This window comes from Asaia prunellae JCM 25354 (genome assembly GCF_000613885.1).
Taxonomy (GTDB): Bacteria; Pseudomonadota; Alphaproteobacteria; order Acetobacterales; family Acetobacteraceae; genus Asaia; species Asaia prunellae.
The window spans coordinates 209,407-230,876 of record NZ_BAJV01000001.1 but is presented as its reverse complement, the minus strand read 5'-3'; the positions used below and the strand labels follow the sequence as shown (position 1 = coordinate 230,876).

General features: G+C 52.2%; 11 protein-coding genes. 5 read left to right on the top strand and 6 right to left on the bottom strand.

What is annotated here, in order from left to right:
- Positions 1 to 116 precede the first annotated feature (116 nt).
- Complete coding sequence (locus JCM25354_RS15695; protein WP_051537145.1) at positions 117 to 650, top strand: tetratricopeptide repeat protein; 534 nt, start codon at positions 117 to 119, stop codon at positions 648 to 650.
- Positions 651 to 688: 38 nt separating this feature from the next.
- On the opposite strand, the gene JCM25354_RS00965 is transcribed toward JCM25354_RS15695, so the two are convergent.
- The 5 genes from JCM25354_RS00965 to JCM25354_RS00945 form a co-directional block, all read right to left on the bottom strand.
- A complete protein-coding gene (locus JCM25354_RS00965) occupies positions 689 to 973 on the bottom strand; it encodes a hypothetical protein (RefSeq protein WP_025884621.1) in 285 nt (94 codons plus the stop codon).
- Positions 974 to 1,207: 234 nt separating this feature from the next.
- Entirely contained in the window at positions 1,208 to 2,950 is a 1,743-nt protein-coding gene (locus tag JCM25354_RS15690) for an AMP-binding protein (protein WP_025884620.1), read from the bottom strand.
- Between the two features lie 38 nt (positions 2,951 to 2,988).
- Positions 2,989 to 4,323: an autotransporter strand-loop-strand O-heptosyltransferase gene (locus tag JCM25354_RS00955; protein WP_025884619.1), complete on the bottom strand. Its 1,335-nt coding sequence runs from the start codon at positions 4,321 to 4,323 to the stop codon at positions 2,989 to 2,991.
- 1 nt (position 4,324) lies between these two features.
- Positions 4,325 to 5,467, bottom strand: a complete 1,143-nt coding sequence (locus JCM25354_RS00950) for an autotransporter strand-loop-strand O-heptosyltransferase (RefSeq protein WP_243443814.1) — start codon at positions 5,465 to 5,467, stop codon at positions 4,325 to 4,327.
- Between the two features lie 44 nt (positions 5,468 to 5,511).
- On the bottom strand, positions 5,512 to 6,477 hold the full coding sequence (locus JCM25354_RS00945) for a glycosyltransferase family 4 protein (protein ID WP_025884617.1): 966 nt from the start codon (positions 6,475 to 6,477) through the stop codon (positions 5,512 to 5,514).
- Between the two features lie 589 nt (positions 6,478 to 7,066).
- On the opposite strand from JCM25354_RS00945, the gene JCM25354_RS19620 reads away from it, so the two are divergent.
- From JCM25354_RS19620 to JCM25354_RS00925, 4 genes are all read left to right on the top strand, one after another.
- The gene (locus JCM25354_RS19620) at positions 7,067 to 9,313 is read left to right on the top strand and encodes a Hint domain-containing protein (protein WP_025884616.1); all 2,247 of its coding nucleotides are present in this window, start codon (positions 7,067 to 7,069) and stop codon (positions 9,311 to 9,313) included.
- A 488-nt stretch (positions 9,314 to 9,801) separates the two neighbouring features.
- A complete protein-coding gene (locus JCM25354_RS15680; RefSeq protein WP_025884615.1) occupies positions 9,802 to 12,015 on the top strand; it encodes a Hint domain-containing protein in 2,214 nt (737 codons plus the stop codon).
- Between the two features lie 86 nt (positions 12,016 to 12,101).
- Positions 12,102 to 13,616 (top strand): AMP-binding protein, encoded by a 1,515-nt coding sequence (locus JCM25354_RS00930; RefSeq protein ID WP_035446541.1) that lies wholly within the window; start codon positions 12,102 to 12,104, stop codon positions 13,614 to 13,616.
- 39 nt (positions 13,617 to 13,655) lie between these two features.
- Positions 13,656 to 20,003, top strand: a complete 6,348-nt coding sequence (locus tag JCM25354_RS00925) for a type I polyketide synthase (protein ID WP_035446539.1) — start codon at positions 13,656 to 13,658, stop codon at positions 20,001 to 20,003.
- Here JCM25354_RS00925 and JCM25354_RS15675 read toward each other — a convergent pair.
- Complete coding sequence (locus JCM25354_RS15675; RefSeq protein ID WP_243443813.1) at positions 19,970 to 21,355, bottom strand: MFS transporter; 1,386 nt, start codon at positions 21,353 to 21,355, stop codon at positions 19,970 to 19,972. The genes JCM25354_RS00925 and JCM25354_RS15675 overlap by 34 nt on opposite strands.
- Positions 21,356 to 21,470 lie beyond the last annotated feature (115 nt).

The following is a 21,470-nucleotide window of genomic DNA, read 5'->3' as shown; positions in this document are numbered from 1 at the left end:
GCACGATGCGGGCAGGAAAAAAGGCTTCCTACCCGTATTGCTGCTCTGCTCCTCTCAGGCTCTGCACCCGGGTCTGAGGGGCCGGAATCATCCCTGATCACAGATCCTCGTGGCCAATGTCATCTCCTGTCTCCATAACGCCTCTCGATGAACGTCTTAAGGCCGAGCTTTACCTCGCCCAATGGTATCTGGATGTCGGCGCGCCTCAGCAGGCATATCGTCTTTTTGTTCGAGCGGCCCAGTCTCGTCATCCGACGGCGCTCAATATGCTCGGACGTGCTTATGAACGCGGCTGGGGTGTGGCCCGTGATGTCGCAACGGCAATGGCCTTGTATGAGGCTGCAGCAGAGGGTGGCGAGGGGTGGGCCTTTTACAACCTGGCTGATCTCTTCCTGAAGGGAGACGGCGTACTGCAGGACAAGGCAGGTGCCTATGCTTTGTATGTTGAAGCCGCTCGTCGTGGTATCAGCAAGGCCTTCAACATGCTTGGCCTGCTTCATGAGGAAGGCTGTGGCGCTGTTGCGGCAAACACCGAGTACGCCCGCCATTATTTCGAGGCAGGGGCGGCAGCTGGCGATAACGATGCCCGGATCAATCTTGCAGGTTTGTTACGGGAGAGGAGCTCTATCGATGGTGAATCTCACCGATAGGGGAACGGTGAGATCCGGTTCACGAGAACAATTTCTTCTCAGTTGACAGGAGCTTCCTTGCGCTCTCCCATTGCGAAAGCTTTCAAAATAGACTCGGCCAGAAGCTTTGCTGCCTTGGGGGTCAGTCTGAGATGCGCAGTTGGTGCAATTACAATTTCGTTGCCATGAGGACGTTCTGCAGCAAGGGTAACGGTTATGATACCCCCGACATGTCCGTAGACCGGCACATTATCGGCAAAGATGATAGGTGCTGATTCTGCATTAAGCGACGCTATGCCCTGTGCGATCTGGTTCAGGATCTTGTCTGAATTATTGTCTGCCATTTGCAGAATACCTTTGGAAATTTAAAAGGTGCAGCCTGATCGAAACAAGGTTGTCACAAAGAGGAAAAGATCACAAGTTTTGTGATCGATTGGCGGTTTTTCGGAGGCAAGCACTGGCCTCTTGGGACATGCATACGTGACCGATGCCGCTTTGGACAAGACCAACTTGTGACAATATCCATAATGTGAGCCGGATAAGCGGATTTTAGCCTTGCTCATAGGTCGTTCTGCCCATCAAATGATTGAGCTTGCGCCCCTGACGACGGGTGATTCTGTGTCACCCGACACCAAGATCGCCGACTGCTCGGCCATGATATTGTCAAGTGTGAGATCTGCTCGGAGTTTGCCACTTGGGGTGCGGATAACAAATCCTTTGCGGATGGCGTAATAGGCAAACTGCGTAATCCGATAGCGTTTCATTGTCTCGGACACGCGTGCCCGCAGACCCGTGGGATCCGGTGCCGTTTCGTACTCTATAATCAGGCTGGGTAATCTGCGTTGGGGAAGGCATGGAGGCGCGACCAGGCATACCGCGCCTGCAAATGCCTTGCTCAGGGAGAGGGAGATATCATTTGTATAATAGATATTGCCTTCATGCGTAAATTTTTCACTCGACCTGCCTACATGATAAAGTTCTTTTTCATGTAGAAATCCTAGATCCTGTGTTCTCAGATACCTTTTTCCATCGATTTCTATAAAACTATAGGCATTACGCTGGGGGTTATTTATATAACCGATGCTGACGCAGGGGCTGTCGACCCAGATTTCGCCAACAAGATCCTCAGCAAGAAAAGTCATTGTATCGGGATCCACAATATGAACATGCTGTTCTTCGTGTGGTAAGCCGCAACTGGCGAGAAGTGTCGTGGAGCTTTCGATATGTTGCGATGTAGCCACCGCTTTCCCCTGGCTGAGCGAAAAGCGGTCAAAGGATGTCAGTCTTATGCCTTGATCCTTGGTACCCGATGTCACGAGCAAGGCATTTTCAGCGAGGCCGTAGCAGGAATAAAAAGCTTCTTTCACGAAGCCGTTGTTCTTGAAAACATTGTAGAAATTGTCGAGTGTTTCAGGGTTGATACTATCGGATCCGTTAAATGCAACCTTCCAACGGGACAAATCCCAGTGCGGTGAGATTTCGTTGGGAGGAAGGCGAGCGCAATATCGATAGGCAAAATCCGGACCGCCGGAGAGTGTCGCACCAAACCGACTGATCGCATCAAGCCATCGAGACGGCTTTTCGATAAATTTATCAGGAGACATGAAGTAGAAGGGCTTTCCGGCCGCGAGAGCAGGTAAGACACCACCAATAAGACCCATGTCATGAGTGAAAGGAAGCCAGATTAATCCGGTATCCTGATATTGATAGGAAATGAGCTGAATATAAATATTGTGACAGATATTTCTATGCGATAATCCGACTCCTTTCGGAGTCTCTGTCGATCCTGAAGTGTATTGTATGAGAGCTAGAGATTCCGAAAGTGCCGGAATCGGCTCAATTTCACGTGACGATTTTAGTGCGCTCTCCAGGGGGATCCATTTGACAGGCTGTTCCAGACCAGCATCAAAATGGAAAAGCTGGAGCGTTTCCTTCTTACCAAGCACGGCCTGTCCCTGACAGTCCTGCAATACGAAAGCAAAACGCTCTCTCGCGCCGATCGAACTCGGATAGATCCCGGATACAGGAACATGCCCTGCATAGAGGCACGCAAAAAAAGCAATAATATAATCCAGACCGTTCTCGAACAGCAGGACGATACGCGAATTACGTTCGAGTGTACGTGCAAGATGAGCGCCGGCGCGTGAGGCCTGTCGATGTAATGTTTCCGCACTCAGTGTTTCGGTAACGTTTTCACCATCTCCAAGGAAAAGAAAGATCGGATCTTCACCTTTTGTTATTCTTCTGAAGTAAAGTAATTCGATCAGACTTCTCTCTTTCCACGCCTGCGCGTCGATGAGCAGCTGATTTTCTTCGTACATTCGATAATATCCGTTTATCTGAAATCTGGGGAGAGGAATTATTCTTCGATCGCGGGAAGCGATTGCTGTCTCTGATGTATAGTGTTGCAATAGGAGATGACGTGTTCGGGTGAGATCAGGCGGGTGCACTCGAACTGCCTCGAAGTATTTTCATGTCGTGGGCAGAACAAGACGTTCCCGTGATCAAAAGGTGTGCGAACATCATGCCAGCAGCTATTGCAGACATGAGGATTAAATACGCGGTAGGGGGTTTCGAACTCATTCAAGGGGTGGGTAAAGCCGCTTATCAGGACAACAGGCGTTCCCGCTGCCCAGGCTAACCAGGAGAGGCCACTTGAAAGGCCGATAAAGAAGGTGGCGTGGCGCAACCAGTGTACACGTTCGGCAAGCGGGCGATCTCCCGTCTCATCACGCGTTCCGTGCGGAATATAATTCCAGTTGTTACGGTGCCCGCCCACGGGGCTTTTGTCGATGCAGACAACTTCGTAACCAAGCTGATTGAGATGGGTAATCACACGTGACCACCCGTAAGGATTGTTCCAGTATTTGCACTGGCTGGATGCCTGAGTGGCTATAACGACATACGGCCCTTCTATCGGCGGTTTCGCCTCCGGCCATGGCACCATGCGTGGAGGCACTTCGGCAGGATTCACACCCAGTATATAGGCAGCCGTGCGATGTAATCCGACCAGACGGAAATCAGAAGGCTGCCAGTCATGGACCTCGTCATTAAAAAAGAGACCTATATGATAGGTGGCATATGAGAGGTGCTTGATTTCCTCATATTCCGTGAAGGTGCAACACCTGATGCCGGGATACTGCCCGGCGAAGAGTTTGCACGCGTCCGGGTTCATGGCGACGGTCAGGTGGCATTGATGAAGCTGCTGAAACTTGACCGCGTATGAAAACCATCCGATCGCATCGCCCAGCGTACCCCCGGGCAAAAGGATGGCTACGTTCTGATCGCGGCAATCGTAATCATGCACGAGAACAACTTCATTTGTGTCGAGTGAAAGAACTTCGAGCCGTGTACGGATATAGTATTTTTTCGACCCGACGATCATACAGGCGCCGGTCTCGGCTCTGTAGAGATGCACGTCACGATCCAGATCCAGCAGGTTGACCCGCCAGCGCCCCTCGGGAAGGCTGATACGCGGGCCAAAATTGAAGTCATAGGCAATGCCTGTCGGAGTGATCTGTGTCGGAACGTCCGGGGAGGCTGGAAAGGCGCTGTTGCTGTTTGACTGTGCAGAGACCGGGGCAGAGCTTTCAAGGGCAACGGCGGAAGACGGAGGTGGGGTTGAAGATGATTCAGTCTGGTTCGGTCCAGCGTAGTTCAAAATCGAATCAATAATGGAATTGATATCGCTCATACTAGGCATAGTCCTGTTGATCTGCGATCAGCTGTTCAATGGTCTGTTCGACATGGCGTGAGGAGATCATCTTGGTGCATTCGAAGTCGCGCTCTGTATCAGCATGACGCGGACACCACATATAGTTTGACCGTTCGAACTCCAGGGTCACGTCGTTTGAACATCCGTTGCAGACATTCCGGTTGATCACGCGATAAGGTGTTGCAAACTCATTGTAAGGTTCCGTAAAGCCACTGATCAGTATGACAGGGCACTCGGCAGCCCAGGCGACCCAGGAAAGACCGCTCGATAGACCTATGAAAAAGGCCGCGTGAGTTAACCAGCGTGCGCGTTCAGTTAGCGGGATCTGGCCTGTCATATCCTCTACTCCATGAGGAATATGATGCCAGATCGTGTTGCTGCCGGTCACGCGGTCACGATCAATGCAGATAACCCGGTAGCCAAGCTTTTTGAGAAACGGGATCAGATTGAGCCAACCTGTCGGGTTGTTCCAGTATTTGTTATGCCCGCTTGCCTGGGTGCCTATGCAGACATATTCTTCAGGAATTGGTCTGCCTCCCTCGGCAATTCTGATGGTTGGGCGTCGATCCTGAGGGGGAAGGCCAAGAATGTAGGCAGCCATAACGCCTAGCCCAACCTGTCGATAGTCGGTGGGTTGAAAGTTTCGGTCATTGTCGTTGAAAAAGATCAGGACCTTGTAGCGGGCATAATATTGATGACTGAAAAGCTCGTGATTGTCAGTGATGGTTATAAGATCGCTTTTTTCCCGGAAGAGTTCGACAATATCGGTTCGTACGATGCAGGTAAGATTGCAGCCATGTCGTTCCACAAAAGCTTCAACATGCCCCATCCAGGCAATATGATCGCCGATCCCACCGAGATGCATGTCAATCAACACCTCCTGATCGCGGAGATTCATGATATGATTGAAAATAACTCGCCCGGCGCGGCTCACCTTGATCGAGAACGGAATAAAATATCTTTTGGTGCTTGTAACAAGTCCGCCGGTGCTGTTGTCGGAGAAAAGCACTGTCTGGGTGAGCAGATCCTTGATCTCCAGATGCCACTGTCCTTCAGGAAGGCTGACACGGCAACCATCTTGAAAATCATATCTGATTCCTTCAGGGCCAATTTGGCTCGGCATGCTGTCCATAGGTAACTGCCCTTGATGTTTACTCTGTAAAAATCCTAGGCAGCCAATGGTGCGAGGATCTCGCCATAAACCTGGACTATAGCCTGATATGTGGCACTGACAGAATATTTTCTGGCAGTCTTTTCTGCTTCGTCAAGCATTCTGTCAACGCGTGGTGCACCATGAGAGATCTCAAAGATAAGCGATGCGATGCAGTCAACGATTTCCTCGCATTGCTCTGGGGAAAACCAGTGCCCGTTATACGGTGTCGCGTAATCGATGCCACCTGTGCCATGGAAACCGACCAGAGCACAGCGCGAAGCCATGGCTTCCAGTGGTGTCAAAGGAGCCGCTTCCTGACGCGACAAGGCCAGGAAGATGCTGGCTACACCCATGATTTGGGCGACATCGTGCTGTGCCAGATTTTCGAGCGGAATCCAGGGAATATCCTTCGTGTGGGGATATTTGAGATGCAGCATGGAACCGAGAAGCTCTGCTATGGCGGAGTTGCCTTTCTGAGCAGGCCATTTGCTAGGGTTCGTCGCAATACATAGCTGCTTGGGGCGTGGGTAAAAGAGCTCGGGATCAATCGAGTTCGGAATGACATGGATATTGGGTAATCTGAGTACGGAGGCGAGGGATCTGGCTGTTTCATGGCCGGGTACGATAAAATGTTTGAATCCCATCCCCAGAAGATCCTCTCCAGGCAGCCTGAAACTGTAAAGGTAAAACTGGTTCTGACAGAACATCACTTTGGTACCCGGGAGCGGAGCGCGGGCGAGATCAAGCATGAAGCCGTTCAAGGTCTCGGGGTAGACCAGAAGAGTCCGTTCATCCGATACAATATCACTACAAAATGTGATTCGATCGGAAATCTCAAGCCACTCAGATTTCCCTGCTGGCTGAAAAATCGACACATCATGGCCAAGTTCTGCAAGAATGGCTGCGTGCTGATAGGTTACTTTAATGCCACCTGAAATGGCTGTAGGACTAAAAGGGTTAAGGAAAATTATTTTACTCACTTCGCGACCACTTCAATTCCAGGACATCAGGGTCGATACTGAACTCTGAGGGCATTAAACGCAATATTTTTAGGTGCGGATTTCCTGTCTATTGTAAGGTTAATAATATGGGTGGCTACATGTAATGGGGAATAGGATTTGATAAAGCGCATAAAGTATTATCGCATGGAGATTTGTCTATGGGAAAATAATAAATAGTTAATCGAGAGGAAGTAAGTTTTTTTTATCAAAAAAAACAATGTATCAATCTTTGTTTTTGAGAATAAATATACATAAATGATAATTCTCCTGTACGTTTTCAGACTTTACCGAAAATTTACATGAAATTTACTCTAGATAAAGTAATTTTTACTATAGTATAAATAAATAATGCATAGTGTTTCATTTTTGGAAAGGATCGGTAACTAATTATCCATTGCGTTCTTTCGTTTTGTGTGTCACCTGAGTGTTGGTAAATAGGAAACGATAATTGCCAGAGATAGACTGGCTGAATGCGCGGCAGACCGCGTGAAACTGCGGGACTCATTTCCACGGGGATTCCGGTGGGAAATTCTGGGTTTGCCGCGTCGGGTATTTTGTGGAGGCCGGAATGGCAATTACATCGGATGTTACAGCCAGTGGTGCTACAATCACCAGTAGTGGTGGGCAATATTCAGTTCTGAGCGGTGCTACCCTGGTTGTTCAGGGTGCAGGCTATGTCATTTCGGGTCCTATTGTTTCCGGCTTCGGTAACGGACCCAACAATAGTTCGGGTACGATACCCGGACAGTCTGGTGGCACAAATTACCCGGCACTCGTGATGGCGTCGGCAGGTGGTATTGTTTCCGGGCCTGAAGTCGGGTTTGGTGGTGCAGCTCTGGGTGTCTATGGCGGTACTGTTGTAGGCGGAATGGCCACTAACAGTGGCTCTATTGCTGCTATCAATGGTGGTTTTGTTGACGGCGCGACGATCGGCTCAATGGGCGCTGTGTATGCAGGCGGGGCTGCGGGTTCCGGCGGTGGTCCTGGGGTTGTCCGCAACACGCATGTCCAGGCCGGTGGATATGGTGCGGTGGGTGGTAAATTTACGGTCAAGGGGCAGGATTTTGCGGGTCCCGGCATCATGTCCGGAGGAACATTCGATGTTGGCTCGACGGAGCTTGTTAACTCGGCCGGTACTGAGGTCGGGAGTATTATCGGTGGTACCCAGATCGTCAGTTCTGCCGGCTCGGCCCTGAAGTCGATCTTCAGCGCAGGTACGCAGATCCTTCAGTCCGGAGGTTTTGCAAGTGGGGCTACGGCCCTGGCAAATGGTCTAATCATGGTGAGTGGGGGGACTGCATCAGCGGTTACGCTTGCTTCTGGCGGTTCTTTGCGTGCGACAGCTAGTGGTCTTGTCACCAATCTCCAGGTTCAGGCAGCAGCGGCAGCTTCTGCGGATTCTGCTGCTGTGATTTCCAATGTTACCATTTCCGGTGGGGGCACATTTACGATCGGTTCGGGTGCAACACTCGTGAATGCTGTCATTTCAGGCATTGATTCTGGCGGTAGTGTTGGCGGACTTCTGGTTCTCCAGTCAGGAGCTGTACTCAACGGCGTTACGTCCATGGGTTACAAGAGCCGGCTTGATATCGACGGTGTCCAGTATGTCTCCGGAGCCAAGACTGTTTATAGCGGCAATACGCTGACAATCACGGATGCAAGCGGAAACAAACTCTGGTCCGGTCCTGTTGTTGGTGTCCCGGCTGCTTCGAGTGCCAGTGATTTTCGTGTGCAGCCAGACTCAGACGGAAGTCTCTCAATTGTTTATGATAAATGCTTCCTTAAGGGTACGATGATTCGTACCGAGAAGGGTGAATGTGCGGTCGAGGATCTCGCAGTAGGTGATCGCGTGGCGGCCTTCTCGGATGGAAAGGAAATCTATCGTGAGATCATCTGGATCGGGCATCGTGCTGCCACCATCCGGCCAGGGCTCCATGATGACGAGTGTGGATATCCGGTTCGTATTGTGAAGGACGCTTTTGGAGAAAATGTTCCGTATAAGGATCTTCTCGTAACGCCGGAACATGCAATATTCCTCAATAATGCCTTTGTTCCTGCGCGTATGCTGGTGAATGGTCGCAGTATCTACTATGATCGTTCGATCAGCCATTTCGAGTACTTCCATGTCGAAACAGATCAGCACTCGATCATATGGTCTGATGGTGCACTGAGTGAAAGTTATCTCGATACAGGTGATCGCCTCACGTTCTCGCAGAATGATACCGTGGTACGTCTGCTGAATGCGCCTGCCAAAAACTGGGAAGAGCATGCTGCCGCACCGCTGCGTGTCGAGCGCGATTTTGTCGAGCCTCTTTTTGCCGAGCTCTCTGAAAGAGCGGAAAAGCTCACTCTTGGTGTGACTCTTCCAAAGCCGGCTCTGACAGAAGAAGCTGATCTACGGCTTGTTGACGACAAGGGCAGAGAGATCCGTACGCTACGTATCGTCAAGAATACGCATGTTTTCATGGTGCCGTCCGGGGCGCAGAAGCTTTATCTTGCTTCTCGTATCTCTCGTCCCATCGACGTTGTCGGGCCCTATCTCGACGATCGACGCGAGCTCGGGGTTCTGGTCGGTCAGATCCAGGTGTGGGAGGCTGGGCGTACGCGTCTCATAGATGCCCATCTGACATCACATGATCTGAGCGGCTGGGCTGGTAAGGAAGAAGAATCGCATCGCTGGACAACCGGTTATGCAGAATTGCCTTGGGATGACGGCGCCGTCGATACCATAGCCATGGTGTCGATCGAGATTCTGGCGGGAGGTCCTTACATGCTGGAGTCTTCATCTGAAGCTAAATCGGCAGTACTGGCCTAAACATCGTAGTTCTCGCCTTCTCACGCCCGGCAGACAATGCTCGTGGTACGAGTAGGCGAGAACTTATCCCGTAACAGATTCTGTAGTTCTATATTGATGTGCGAATTAGCTCGAACGAGTGTTGCAGACATATTCTGCTTCGGTTTCTTATCGAAAAATAAAAATAGTGGTTTAGGTGTGTGTGTATCCTTGTGAGCGGCATCACCGGAAAAAAAGCCAGCTTAACAAGGTTCTAACTGAAGTCGAAGAAATGGTTTTCCAAAAAGAAACGCGAGATCGTCAATCATCATAAAAATTCCCTATATATACTTGTATTGATTAACAAAACCCCATGTGCCAATTGATTTTTAGTTAACAAAACATAGGCGAGTGAATTTCGTATCTTGCGAATTGGGCGTTGATCTGTGACGCAGCGACATGTTTTTCGTCTTGTCATTCTCTTTTCGTTTTAATGATGCGTACTCGTATATTCGAGCGGGAGCTGGCATATGGGTATTACTTCTGATGGTATGACGGGCGCAGCGTCCATTACCGCAATCGGTCCTTACAGTTACCGTGTGTTGAGCGGTGCGACGCTCATTACACAAGGCGCGGATGCTGTAACGATTGACAGCTACGTTGCAGGTCTGGGTGCAGGTGGCACCAATAATCCTGCCATGCTGATTGCTTCCGCAGCTGCAATGGCGTCGGGAGCCACCGTGGTGTCAGGCGGTGTGGTTCTTGCCGGTGGCGATGGCTCAGTCATGGGAGGAACCGCCTATGACAGCGGTGGTTTTGCAGCCATCAATAATGGCCTTGTCAGCGGCGTTACAGTAGGGCCCCAGGGAGGTGTGCTTGCAAGCCAGATACCTGCTCACGGAGGGCGTCCCGGCCTTGTGCTGGATGCTCATGTGCAAGCCGGTGGGTATGGTATTGCAGGGGGAGGGTTCACACTAAAAGGGCAGAGTTTTTCAGGTCCTGGTGTTATATCCGCAAGTAAATTTGATATCGGTTCGACCGAGGTTCTGGAGAGCGGAGGAACGGATATAGGCAGTCTGATTGGTGGGCTTCAAACTGTAGCGTCTGGCGGCGTCTCGATGAAGACCATCTTCAGCGCAGGGACGCAGATCCTGGGTCCTGGTGGTCAGGCAAGCGATACTATCGTCTCTGCTGGTGGTCTTGTGCAGGTCGAGCGTGCTGCAGTGACAAGTAATCTTTCAGTCGGAGCTGGTGGGAGTGCTCATGCTCTCGCCGGAGGCAAGATTAATACGGCAAATATTGCGGCGGATGGTGAGGTTACGCTCGATGCAATGGCATCTGCCCAAACGGTTTCTATTGCGCGTGGTGGTACCATGACGGTTAATTCCGGTGCTACTCTGACGAATGTCACGATTTCCGGTATTGCGGAAGAAGGTGAGGGTGCTGGCGGGTTACTCATCGTTCAGTCGGGTGCTGTGTTGCAAGGGGTTCATATTGGCTGGAAGGGGCGTATTGATGTTGATACCCTCGGATGGACCGAGGGGCAGCGCATCGTCTACAGCAGCACCCAGATCAGTATTGTCGACGAAAATGGACAGGTTCTGTGGTCAGCCCCGGTCAGTGGGACGGAAGCGAACGCAGCGACGGATTATCATCTGGAGAGAGATCCAGTGGATGGCAGTACGATCCTCGTCTATGACAAGTGCTTTCTCAAGGGAACAATGATCCGCACGGAGCATGGTGAGGTCGCTATCGAAGATCTCAGGGTCGGTGATCGCGTAGCCGCTTGCGTCAATGGAGAAGAAGTTTTCCGTGAGATTGTGTGGCTGGGGCATCGCTCGACCATTGTGCGTTCCTGGCTGGATGACGATGAAGCAGGTTATCCGGTTCGTATTCTGCGTAGTGCGCTTGGTGAAAATATTCCGCACAGGGATCTGCTTGTCACACCAGAACATGCCATGTTCCTGAACGGTGCGTTTGTACCTGCCCGTATGCTGGTTAATGGGCGCAGCATTTACTATGACCGGACAATTACTCATTTCGATTATTATCATATTGAGACGAATGAGCATTCCATTCTCTGGTCAGAGGGGGCGCTGACCGAAAGTTATCTCGATACTGGTGATCGCAAGCGTTTTGCCCAGGCCAATTCGGTCGTGCATATCCTCAATGCCGCTGAGCGGGATTGGGTAAGCGATGGAGCGGCGCCGCTGCGGGTTGAGCGTCGCTTTGTCGAGCCGCTCCACGCATCCCTTGCGCACAGAGCGGCAGCTCTCGGGCTGGGAGAAATCAAGCGCGAACCGGAAATCACGGAAGATCCTGATCTGCACCTTGTTGACGATCATGGCCGAGTGATGCGTAAAATGCGGACAGTCAATCGTTCGAGCGTATTCATGTTACCGCCCGATACCCGCAAGGTTCGCATTGTATCGCGCGTCTCTCGTCCGGCCGACGTTATTGGCCCCTTCTATGATGACAGGCGTCATCTCGGAGTACTTGTAGGAGATATCCAGATATGGGAGTCTGACAAGACCCGCTATATCAGTAATCATCTCATTGATGAAACGCTTGAAGGATGGGCCAATGTGGAAGACGGACGACAACGCTGGACTACAGGCTCTGCAGTGCTTGATTTGAGTGACCGACAATCAGATGCAGTGTGTATTCTGGCTATAGAGGTTCTTGCTGGTGGGCCTTACCTGGCGGAGTCTACGGCCCCGTTTTATGGGGCACAGGCAGGATAGGTTGTAGTTTCAAAACTGCCCCGTGGTTTGTGGGTAAACAGGGCGGCTGTCATGGCCGCCCCATTTTTGTTCAGGGATTGATTAAAATGTTTCATGTCATGGCACTGCGTCACGCGAGGCAGAACCCTCAATCCCTGGCTTTTGACAGCCTCTCACAAGACTGGACCTTTGCCCAGTTCGACCACGATGTGATGAAAGTCTCTGCTGCCCTGGACAAACTGCGCGAAGCCAGACCGAAGCTTGTCGGTATCCATTGCGGCAATCTCTACTGGCATTGGGTTTTCGTCCTGTCCCTTGCGTCTCTAGGGGTGGCAAGTGTGTCTTTGCCTGAGAGTTCTGACCCTTCTTTCCTCCGTGATATCCAGCTTCTTGAGCCGGATATGGTTCTTTCTTTCGGGGGGCTGTCGCTTCAGAATACCCAGGTCTTGGAGATCAATGAGGTCTGGCTGACTCGTGTACGTCAGGCTGAGGCCAGACCGCTCGATGTTGCCATTGATTGCGATACGATATGCCGTTACGGCATTGCTGCCGGAACGGATGCAGAGCGACGTGTCCTGTCGATGAGCTTTCGTCAGGTAGAGATGGCCATCATGCATATGATCTTTCAAGATCAGATTATGGGGGGCATCACAGCTGAAAGACCGCATGTCCTGTCCACAATTGGTATTGTTTCATTGACCGGGTTTATTGTCGGCTGCAGTGCATTATGTGGTGGTTCGCCTCTTAATTTCGTAAGTCACACAGATATAGGCATTCTGATTGCTCGTAAGATTGCGACGGTTGCTGTCGTGACACCCAGTCATCTTGCTCATATCATTGAAGTCCTGCCGCCGGGTATGGCACCGTTGGACACGCTGAAGCTTGTTGTAACAGGCGGTAAACTGAGCTCATCCCTGAGAGAAAAGACACTTGCCCGGCTTACGCGCAATGTCACGACAGCCTATGGCACCGATGAAGTCGGGGCGATAGCGATTGGAGATGCTGCATCTTTCGAGACCGAAGATGCGGTTGGTATGGCTCTGCCCTGGATTACATTACAGGTGGTCGATGACCATGGTGTGCCCTTGCCTCAGGGAGAGGAGGGTATCGTCCGCGTCAAAGGTTCAGGCCTGCTCGATGGTTATGTTGATATCCAGGAAAAACAATCCCGGCATTTTGCAGAAGGTTGGTTTTATCCGGGTGATCGTGGCATTCTCGAATCAGACAAGAAGCTTCGTATTACCGGCCGTATCGATGATCTCGTTTCTCTGGGAGGAGAAAAATTCGATCTGGGCGTGATTGATGACATCGCACGAACCTTGTTAGGGCAGCGTGATGTCGGCAGTTTTGTATCACTGGCCGAAGACGGCAGAAATCAGCTCAACATCGTCCGTACCTCGTCAGACGATTTCAGTGCTGAACAGCTGGCCCAGGCACTGCGAGCCTATTATCCGACTCTGCCGCCGGTCAGGGTTATGTCAGTCGATCATATGCCTGGTCCCTTGATGGACGGATCGATCGTCAGCGGCTTTCCTCGGCTTTTCAGCGGTCGGAAACAGGCCGTCGCTGAAGAGCGGAGAGACAAGAAAGTTTCACGGGTAATGACCGTGAGGTGTCGATAGTCTTCCTTGTGATTATTTGTAATATTTTGGGTCTTTGTCATGTTGCGCAAGAAAACATCTGATATTGCTATTGTTGGAATTGGCTGCCGCCTGGCGCCGAACATCAGGAACGTCGATGAACTCTGGTCTTTTCTTTGCGATGAGGGAGAGGCGATTACAGATATTCCCGAGGAGCGCTGGAGCGTAAGACGCTTCTATGACGAGGAAATTGAGGCTCCTTCGAAGACCTATATGCGGCGAGGCAGTTTCCTAAAGCAGAACATACACGAGTTCGAACCTCTCTTCTTCGGTATCTCCCCCAGAGAGGCACAGATCCTCGATCCCCAACAGAAATTATTGCTCGAAGTAACCTGGGAGGCGATGGAAAATGCCCGGGTTGTTCCCGCCAGGCTATCGGGACAGAAAACAGGTGTTTTCATCGGTATCTTTGCTGTTGATGCGCATGTGCACACATCCAGTCCCTATAACTTGCCAACTGTGCGTGATCATTTTGCAGCGACTGCAACGCCCTCAACCATGCTTTCAGCCCGTTTGGCCCATGTTTTTGATTTTCAGGGTCCGTGCATGTCGATTGACACGGCCTGTTCCTCGTCACTCGTTGCCTTGCATCAGGCTTGCCGTAGCCTGAATGAGGGGGAGATAGATGTTGCTGTTACAGGCGGCGTCAGTCTTATGATCTGTCCCCAGACCTCTATCATCATGTCCAAAGGACATTTTATCGCGCGTGATGGGCGTTCGAAGAGTTTCGATGCTGCTGCTGACGGTTATGGCCGTGGCGAGGGCGGGGTGGTTTTCATTCTCAAACGCCTGGAAGATGCCGAACGCGACGGTGACACGATTCATGCCATTGTCAGCGCTACCGGGGTGAATTCGGACGGACGTACCCAGTTTCTGACTTCGCCTGATGCCGGAGCGCAGTCGCGTCTCATGACTGAGGTTCTTGAGATAGCCCAGGTCGAACCCAATGATGTCGCTTATGTCGAGACCCATGGCACGGGAACACCGGCAGGTGATCCGATTGAGACCTATGCTTTGTCGCAATCTATTGCCCGGTTCAAAGACGAAAAACTGGTCATCGGTGCGATCAAGGCCAATCTTGGTCATACAGAAGCGGCGGCTGGAGCACTTGGCACGCTCAAGGCTGCGCTGTGCCTGCGTCATCAGATGGCTCCACCGCAACCGCGTTTGCAAACGATCAATCCTTCCATTCATCTTGATGAATGGAATCTTGATGTTCCTCGAGGAGAGATGCGGTCAATCGCTACAAAGGGCGTAGCGCGTTATGCCGGGGTAAACTCGTTTGGCTATGGCGGCACGAATGCTATTGCCCTGCTCCGTCGTCCGGAACCAGGTAAGGCAGTTTCCAGCAAGGCTGTCAGGGCAAAGCGGATCAATGACAAAATTCCGTTTCTGCTGACGGCTTTCTCCAAGCCCTCATTGCCTCTCATGGCGGCAGCCTATCGTGACCGTCTCTCTGATGAGTCCTGTCCGCGATTGGGAGATCTCGCGTTCAGTCTTGCTACGTCGCGGACCCTGTTTCGACACCGTCTTCTTGTCCTGGCTCGTGATGAACAGGATCTGGGTGAAAAACTCGACGCGTATCTGCAGGATCAGCGTCATGAGGATATGTTTCAGGCAACCGTCGAGGCCCAATCCGGTCTGGGTATCGTTTTTGTCTATTCTGGTGTGGGCCCGCAGTGGTGGGGGATGGGGCGTTATCTGTTAAGTCATGCGCCTGAGCCGGTTTTGGCCAAGGCAAGACGTTGCGATACGCTTTTCAGGGCATTGTCCGGATTTTCCATCTGCGACGAAATCCTGAAGGAAGAAGACTCTTCCCGTATCAACAATACTGCTATTCTTCAGCCTGCAATTTTTGTCATTCAGATTCTAGTGACCGAATATCTGGCCCAGCAGGGCATCATGCCTGACGCTGTTCTGGGACATAGCATGGGGGAGGTCGCGGCAGCCTATATTGCTGGCGCGCTGAGTCTTGATGACGCTGTAAAAGTCATTTACCACCGAAGTGCCTTGCAGGGCAGCCTTGATGGTACGGGGCGTATGCTCGCTGTTGGCCTGTCTGCCGAGGCTGTTCAGGAGATTATTGACACGCAAGCACCCGAACTCTGCGTGGCAGCGGTCAATGCTCCCAATACCTGCACTGTGGCCGGGCCGGAAGCTGGTATAAAGATCCTCTCAGCATATCTATCGGAAAAAGGCCTGTTCAATCGTATTCTCAATGTTGAGGTGCCTTTTCACAGTCCGGCTATGGATCGTATCGAATCCGATCTGAAATCCGCTCTTGAGTCGCTTGCTCCCAAGGCGGCCAGCATACCCTTCTACTCTACTGTTTCAGGGACGCTCACGGCAGAAGATCATCGTGTGGATTCCGGATACTGGTTCAGTAATGCCCGACAGCCCGTCCTTTTTGCTTCGGCTGCCGAAGCCTGTCTGAATGATGGTTTCACTCAATTTGTTGAGATAAGTCCGCATCCGGTGATAGGGCGTTCACTCAAATCGGTTGCAGACAAGCATCAAGCCAAGCTGAGCGTGATCAGTACGCTAAATCGCCAGGAGAAAGAGGAGAAATGCCTCGAGAATGCAGTCGCCGCGATCATCTTGCAGACGGCACGTCTTGACTGGCGGTCCATCACAGGCGGTGAGCTGATTGATCTTCCGGCGTATCGCTGGTCACGCGAAGAGTTCTGGGTCGAGAATGAGCGTGAGAGACGTTTCCGCCAGGGTGGTGACAGCCATCCTCTGATTGGCTTTGGAGCCATGACACCGGGCAAGTCATGGGTCGTCGATCTGACCGGACTTAATGTGCCGTGGCTCAAGGATCACTGCATTGATAACGTGGTTCTGCTGCCTGCAGCAGGCTTTGTTGAAGCAGCCCTGGCAGTTGGGCATGAGGTCGAGGGCCAGACAGGAATTATCCTCGAGAATTTCGAGATTACTGCGCCGCTGGTAGTGCAGACTGGCGATAACCCGGTCATGCATCTTGATTATGACGAAGCGAAAAAGACCCTGCGCTTTTTCAGCGCAAAGGAAGAATACAGCGAGATGTGGCTCGACCATGGCAGGGTCGATATTCTGTCAGCTGCACCGTGGCCCATGCCGGTGCTGGACAAAGACGAGGCACATGATTGCCTTGCCAAAGGGCTTGAAGGTGCAGGGCTTTACGAGAAGGTTCGCGCTTTTGGTTTCCATTATGGACCACGCTTCCAGACCTTGCAGCGCTTTGCCGTACAGGGAGAAGTCGCCTATGCCCGTATTGCACTGACTGAGGCCGAGCTGGACGCTGCTCCTGCCTATTACCTGCATCCGGCGCTTCTGGATGGCGCCATGCATGCTTTGATCGGTCTCATTCCCGAGAGTTACAACGATCATATGTATGTGCCGGTCGGTTTTGAGCGCCTGAGCTGTTTTAGCAAGGGCGTTACTGAAATTGTTGCCCGGGTGGAGATTACCTCGATCAGTCAGAGCCAGATCGAGGCGAATATGCGTCTTTATACCATAGAGGGCATGCCAGTTGCCGAAGTAAGGGGGATGCGTTTTGCTGAAGTGCCGCGTGTTCGCAAGGATACGGCACAGGTAGCAGAAAAGCAGGAATATTTCACGAAATGGACCGAGACCGAGCCGTCTATCCTTTTCGCTGAGCCCAAGACCATTCTGGTTACCGGACCCAGGACTGCACCTCTCAAAAAGCTTGTTGCACTTCTTGAAGACAATGGTGTGACCGTTCTCTCAGTCCCGCGGTCCGGCGATATTACCGCAGAGACGATTGGTCTGGAGCCAGGCCTCTCTCTCGATGCCATCCTGTATCACGCAGGATCTTTTCCCGATGGCGCATTCGACACAATTGTCGATCAGGTCAATGCATTGGTGAAATTTGGCAAACGCCTTCTCATCGATGGAGGCGAACAGCAGCCTCAATTCATCTTCGTTTCTGAAAATGCACTGTTTTTCGATCCGGAAGAAATGCTTGCAAAACCGGCCATAGTGTCTCCCGATGGCGCTGCCTTGGTCGGATTCTTCAAGGGTTTTGTTGATGAGCGTCCGGAATTCCGCGGCAAGGTGATCGACATCGATACACTGGCCACACCCGATTCCCTGACGGCTCTTGCAGGGGAGATCCTGCATGATGATTCCGAAGCCGAGGTTGCCTTGCGCGAGGGGCGCCGCTTTGTGCCGCGCTTTATGCCAATTGAAGGTCAGCCAGACAGGAAGCTCGCACAATTGCCGGGCTCGCCTGGCATCAAGCTTCAGAAAAGCCGTACTGGTACGCTGGATGGACTTTACTACACGGCCTTTGATGTGCGTCCACCAGGGCGTGGCGAAATCACAATCCGGATTCTGGCGACCTCACTCAACTTCAAGGATATGCTGAAAGGCATTTCCGTCCTGCCGGAGAAATTCCTTCTCGATACCTATCACACGACTGAAATGGGCATGGAATGCTGCTTGGAGGTTGTTGCGGTTGGCAAGGGAGTGAAGAGATTTGAGGTCGGCAAGCGTTATCTGACCTCCCATCCGGGATGCTTTGCCTCGCATATGACCCTGCCGGCCAAGGACCTTCGTGTAATGCCGCTGGATCTGTTCGAAACGGCAGGTCGTCCTCTCACAGTCATCGAAGCAGCGGGACTCCCTATCGCCATCGGGACTGCACTGTATTGCCTGCATGATCTGGCTCACCTCAAGAAGGGTGAAATCCTGCTTGTGCATTCTGCTGCCGGTGGTGTCGGACTGGCTGCGATCGAGATTGCCAAGATTATCGGTGCGCGTATTTTTGCCACGGCAAGCAGTGACGAGAAACGGCAGATTCTTCTTGATCGTGGTTGTGAAGCTGTCTGGGATTCACGCAGTCTTGCTTTTTATGAAGGCATTCTTGACGCGACTGACGGCAAGGGTGTCGATGTTGTGCTGAACAGCCTGCCAGGCGAAATGCAGGCTCACAGCCTTGCCTTGCTCTGCAACACGGGACGTTTTGTCGAGATCGGCAAGAAGGATATCTGGGAAAAGCGTGATCTGTCCCAGTTCAGCTTCAACGGGAATGTCTCGTTCCACAGCTTCGATCTTGATCTCATGATGGCCAGAGACCGTCGCAGAGCCGTGGCACTTTTTGGTCGTATTCCCTACCTGTCGCGGAGATTCGATACGGTCATCCTGCCTCATAAGGTCTTTCCGGCATCCGAGGTACGCGAAGCCTTCAAATTCATGTCTTCGGCGAAACATATCGGTAAAATCATCGTATCTTATGAGGATCTTTCGGATGTACGCGCCCAGCGTCAGCCTGTGAGACCAGTTGATCCGGAAGCCGCCTATCTTGTGACAGGCGGTCAGGGCGGGTTGGGACTTGCAACTGCGGCATGGCTTGCAGGCAACGGTGCGCGTCATCTCCATTTGATGGGGCGTGGGAAACGTAATGATGCCGAGACCGTAGCGAAGATCAAGGCGCTGAAAAAGGCCGGTGCACGGATCACTCTGCACTATGGCGACGTGAGTGTGCGGGACGATGTGGCTCGTATCAAAGCGGCTATTCTTGAGGCTGGCCGCCCGTTGAAGGGTGTTTTTCATGCTGCAGGCGTCCTTGATGACAGATTGATCTCGAAATTCACCGAGGAAAGCCTGCGCAAGGTTATGACTCCCAAAATCCTTGGTGGACGTCATCTTGATGAGCTTACGAGAGACTGCCCGCTTGATTACTTTGTGCTTTACTCGTCAATCGTGACTGTTACCGGTAATATTGGCCAGAGCAGTTATCTCGCGGCAAATGCCTGGCTTGATGCCCTTGCCAGTGCGCGGCGCAAGGAAGGTTTCCCGGCCATTTCAGTGCAATGGGGGCCAATTGCTGAAGTGGGCATGCTGGCTCAGGAAGCCGGTGTCGTACAGCTCTTTGAAAATGCCGGTTTCAGGCTCCTGCCTGGCGACGAGGCTTTGTCGCTCTTGCCGGATCTTCTCAACCGGGATCGCGATACGGTCGCGGCGATGGCTATCGACTGGGAAACCTGTTTTGCCCATCACGGTGCGTTGGAGCGCAATCCCAAATTTGCACTCATTCGTCGTGAGAAGAATGTGCGGAACTCTTCAGCGCAGAAGCTGGCTCACCTTCAGGCACTGTCTCCGGAAGAGCGCTATGATTTCATACTGGAGAACGTCAAGACGATCCTTGGTGGTGTTCTGAAGATGGCGCCTGACAGTATTGATCCGGGTGCCCGTCCGAATGAGCTGGGTGTCGACTCTCTTGCTGGTGTTGAAATCCAGACGGCGATCAAGACGGAATTCAATGTCGAGATTTCGCTGCTCGTACTTTCGCGGAACGAACCGGTTCGTGAGATTGCCAAAAATGTTCTGCGTCAGATCAGCCTGAATGCCCTCGCTTCTGCCTGAGGAAAGGGTAGTATCCTGCAGGAAAAAGGCCGGAAGAGGTTTCCTCTTCCGGCCTTTTTTATTCGAAGAAAAAGCCTGTGCAGATCAGTCCTGTTCGATCTCCATGGTTTCTCCAGGCAGTTCCTTTGGTTCAATAAGGCAATTGCCCCCACAATCACGCTCGATCCGATCACAAAGAGCTGCGCCGACAACGGTAACCCCAGAGAGCGACCGCAAACCGGCACGAGCTTGCCCGCCAGACCCTGACCCAATGAACCAATCGCATAGCTCAATCCCATGCCAAAGCTACGCGTATCTGACGGAAAGCGTTTTGCGAGATAATGCGGCACCAGAGCGAACACGCCTGAGGCTGCAAGCCCCATGATCACAGCGGCAATCAGCAGGACAGGATAGGAACTGGCGCTCAGGAAGGGGTAAATGGTCAATACGACGACAATAAGCGTCCCGATAATGACGCGAAGATCGCCAAAACGGCTTGCCAGCGCGCCGCACCCAAGCTTGCCGACGAGAGAGCCGATACAAAAGCAGCTGATTGGCCAGAAAATGAGAGCCGGGCTCAGATGGTGAACGTTGCGCAAAATTGTTGGATAGAGACTGTAGATGGCAGCTTTCTGGAATTCCAGAAAGGACATAAGGGCAATGGCCTGTATGGCAGCTATGGTCAGTACGAATTTTGCCTTGGCTACCGGTGCCTCTTCGGTCGCGTTCTGGCGTTCTTCCTGTTTGAGCTTCCAGACCGGACTTTCCTGGACGCCGATGCGGATAAACAGAGCGAGCAGGGCAGGGGCGAGCCCGATAAAGAAGAGAAGGCGCCATGAGTAGTGCGGCAGGATGATTGCTTGTGCAGCCGTTGCAGCCAGAAAGCCCAGTTCATAGCCCGACATCATGATGGCAGACGCCATGGCGCGGCTGCGACCGGGGACGCTCTCCATCAGCAATGCAGCAGATGCAGTCCATTCCCCTCCAAAACCGATACCAAAGAGAAACTGTATGACGATCATGCTGATCAGACCGTTCGAGAATCCTGTCGCTGCCGAGAAAATCCCGAACCAGAGCACGCCGAGCAGAAAGGCAAGGCGGCGTCCGTAACGGTCAGCCAGCCAGCCCCAGCCTGTGTTGCCAATGGCTCGCCCGATGCTTTGTGCAAGCAGAACCGTACCCATGGCACTGATAGTCACGCCGAAATCATGAGAGATATCAGGCAGGGTCAGAAGCAGGGCTGTCTGATCGAAGGCATCGAGAAACCAGCCGAGAAAGGCAGCGATTGTTACGCGCCAATAGGGTTTGAGGGCGACCAGCGGGGGGTAGGAGAGCAGTTGTGACAGGGGTGAAGGGCGGGCGGAGGCCGACATGGTCTCGTCCTTGAACAGAATGGAAAGTGAAGAGGGAGCGTAACTAGCGCATCAGATAGGGGACTGTTTCACTCCCTATTCTGCCTTGCCCCTGTGCAAAAATCGAGTCCTGTCT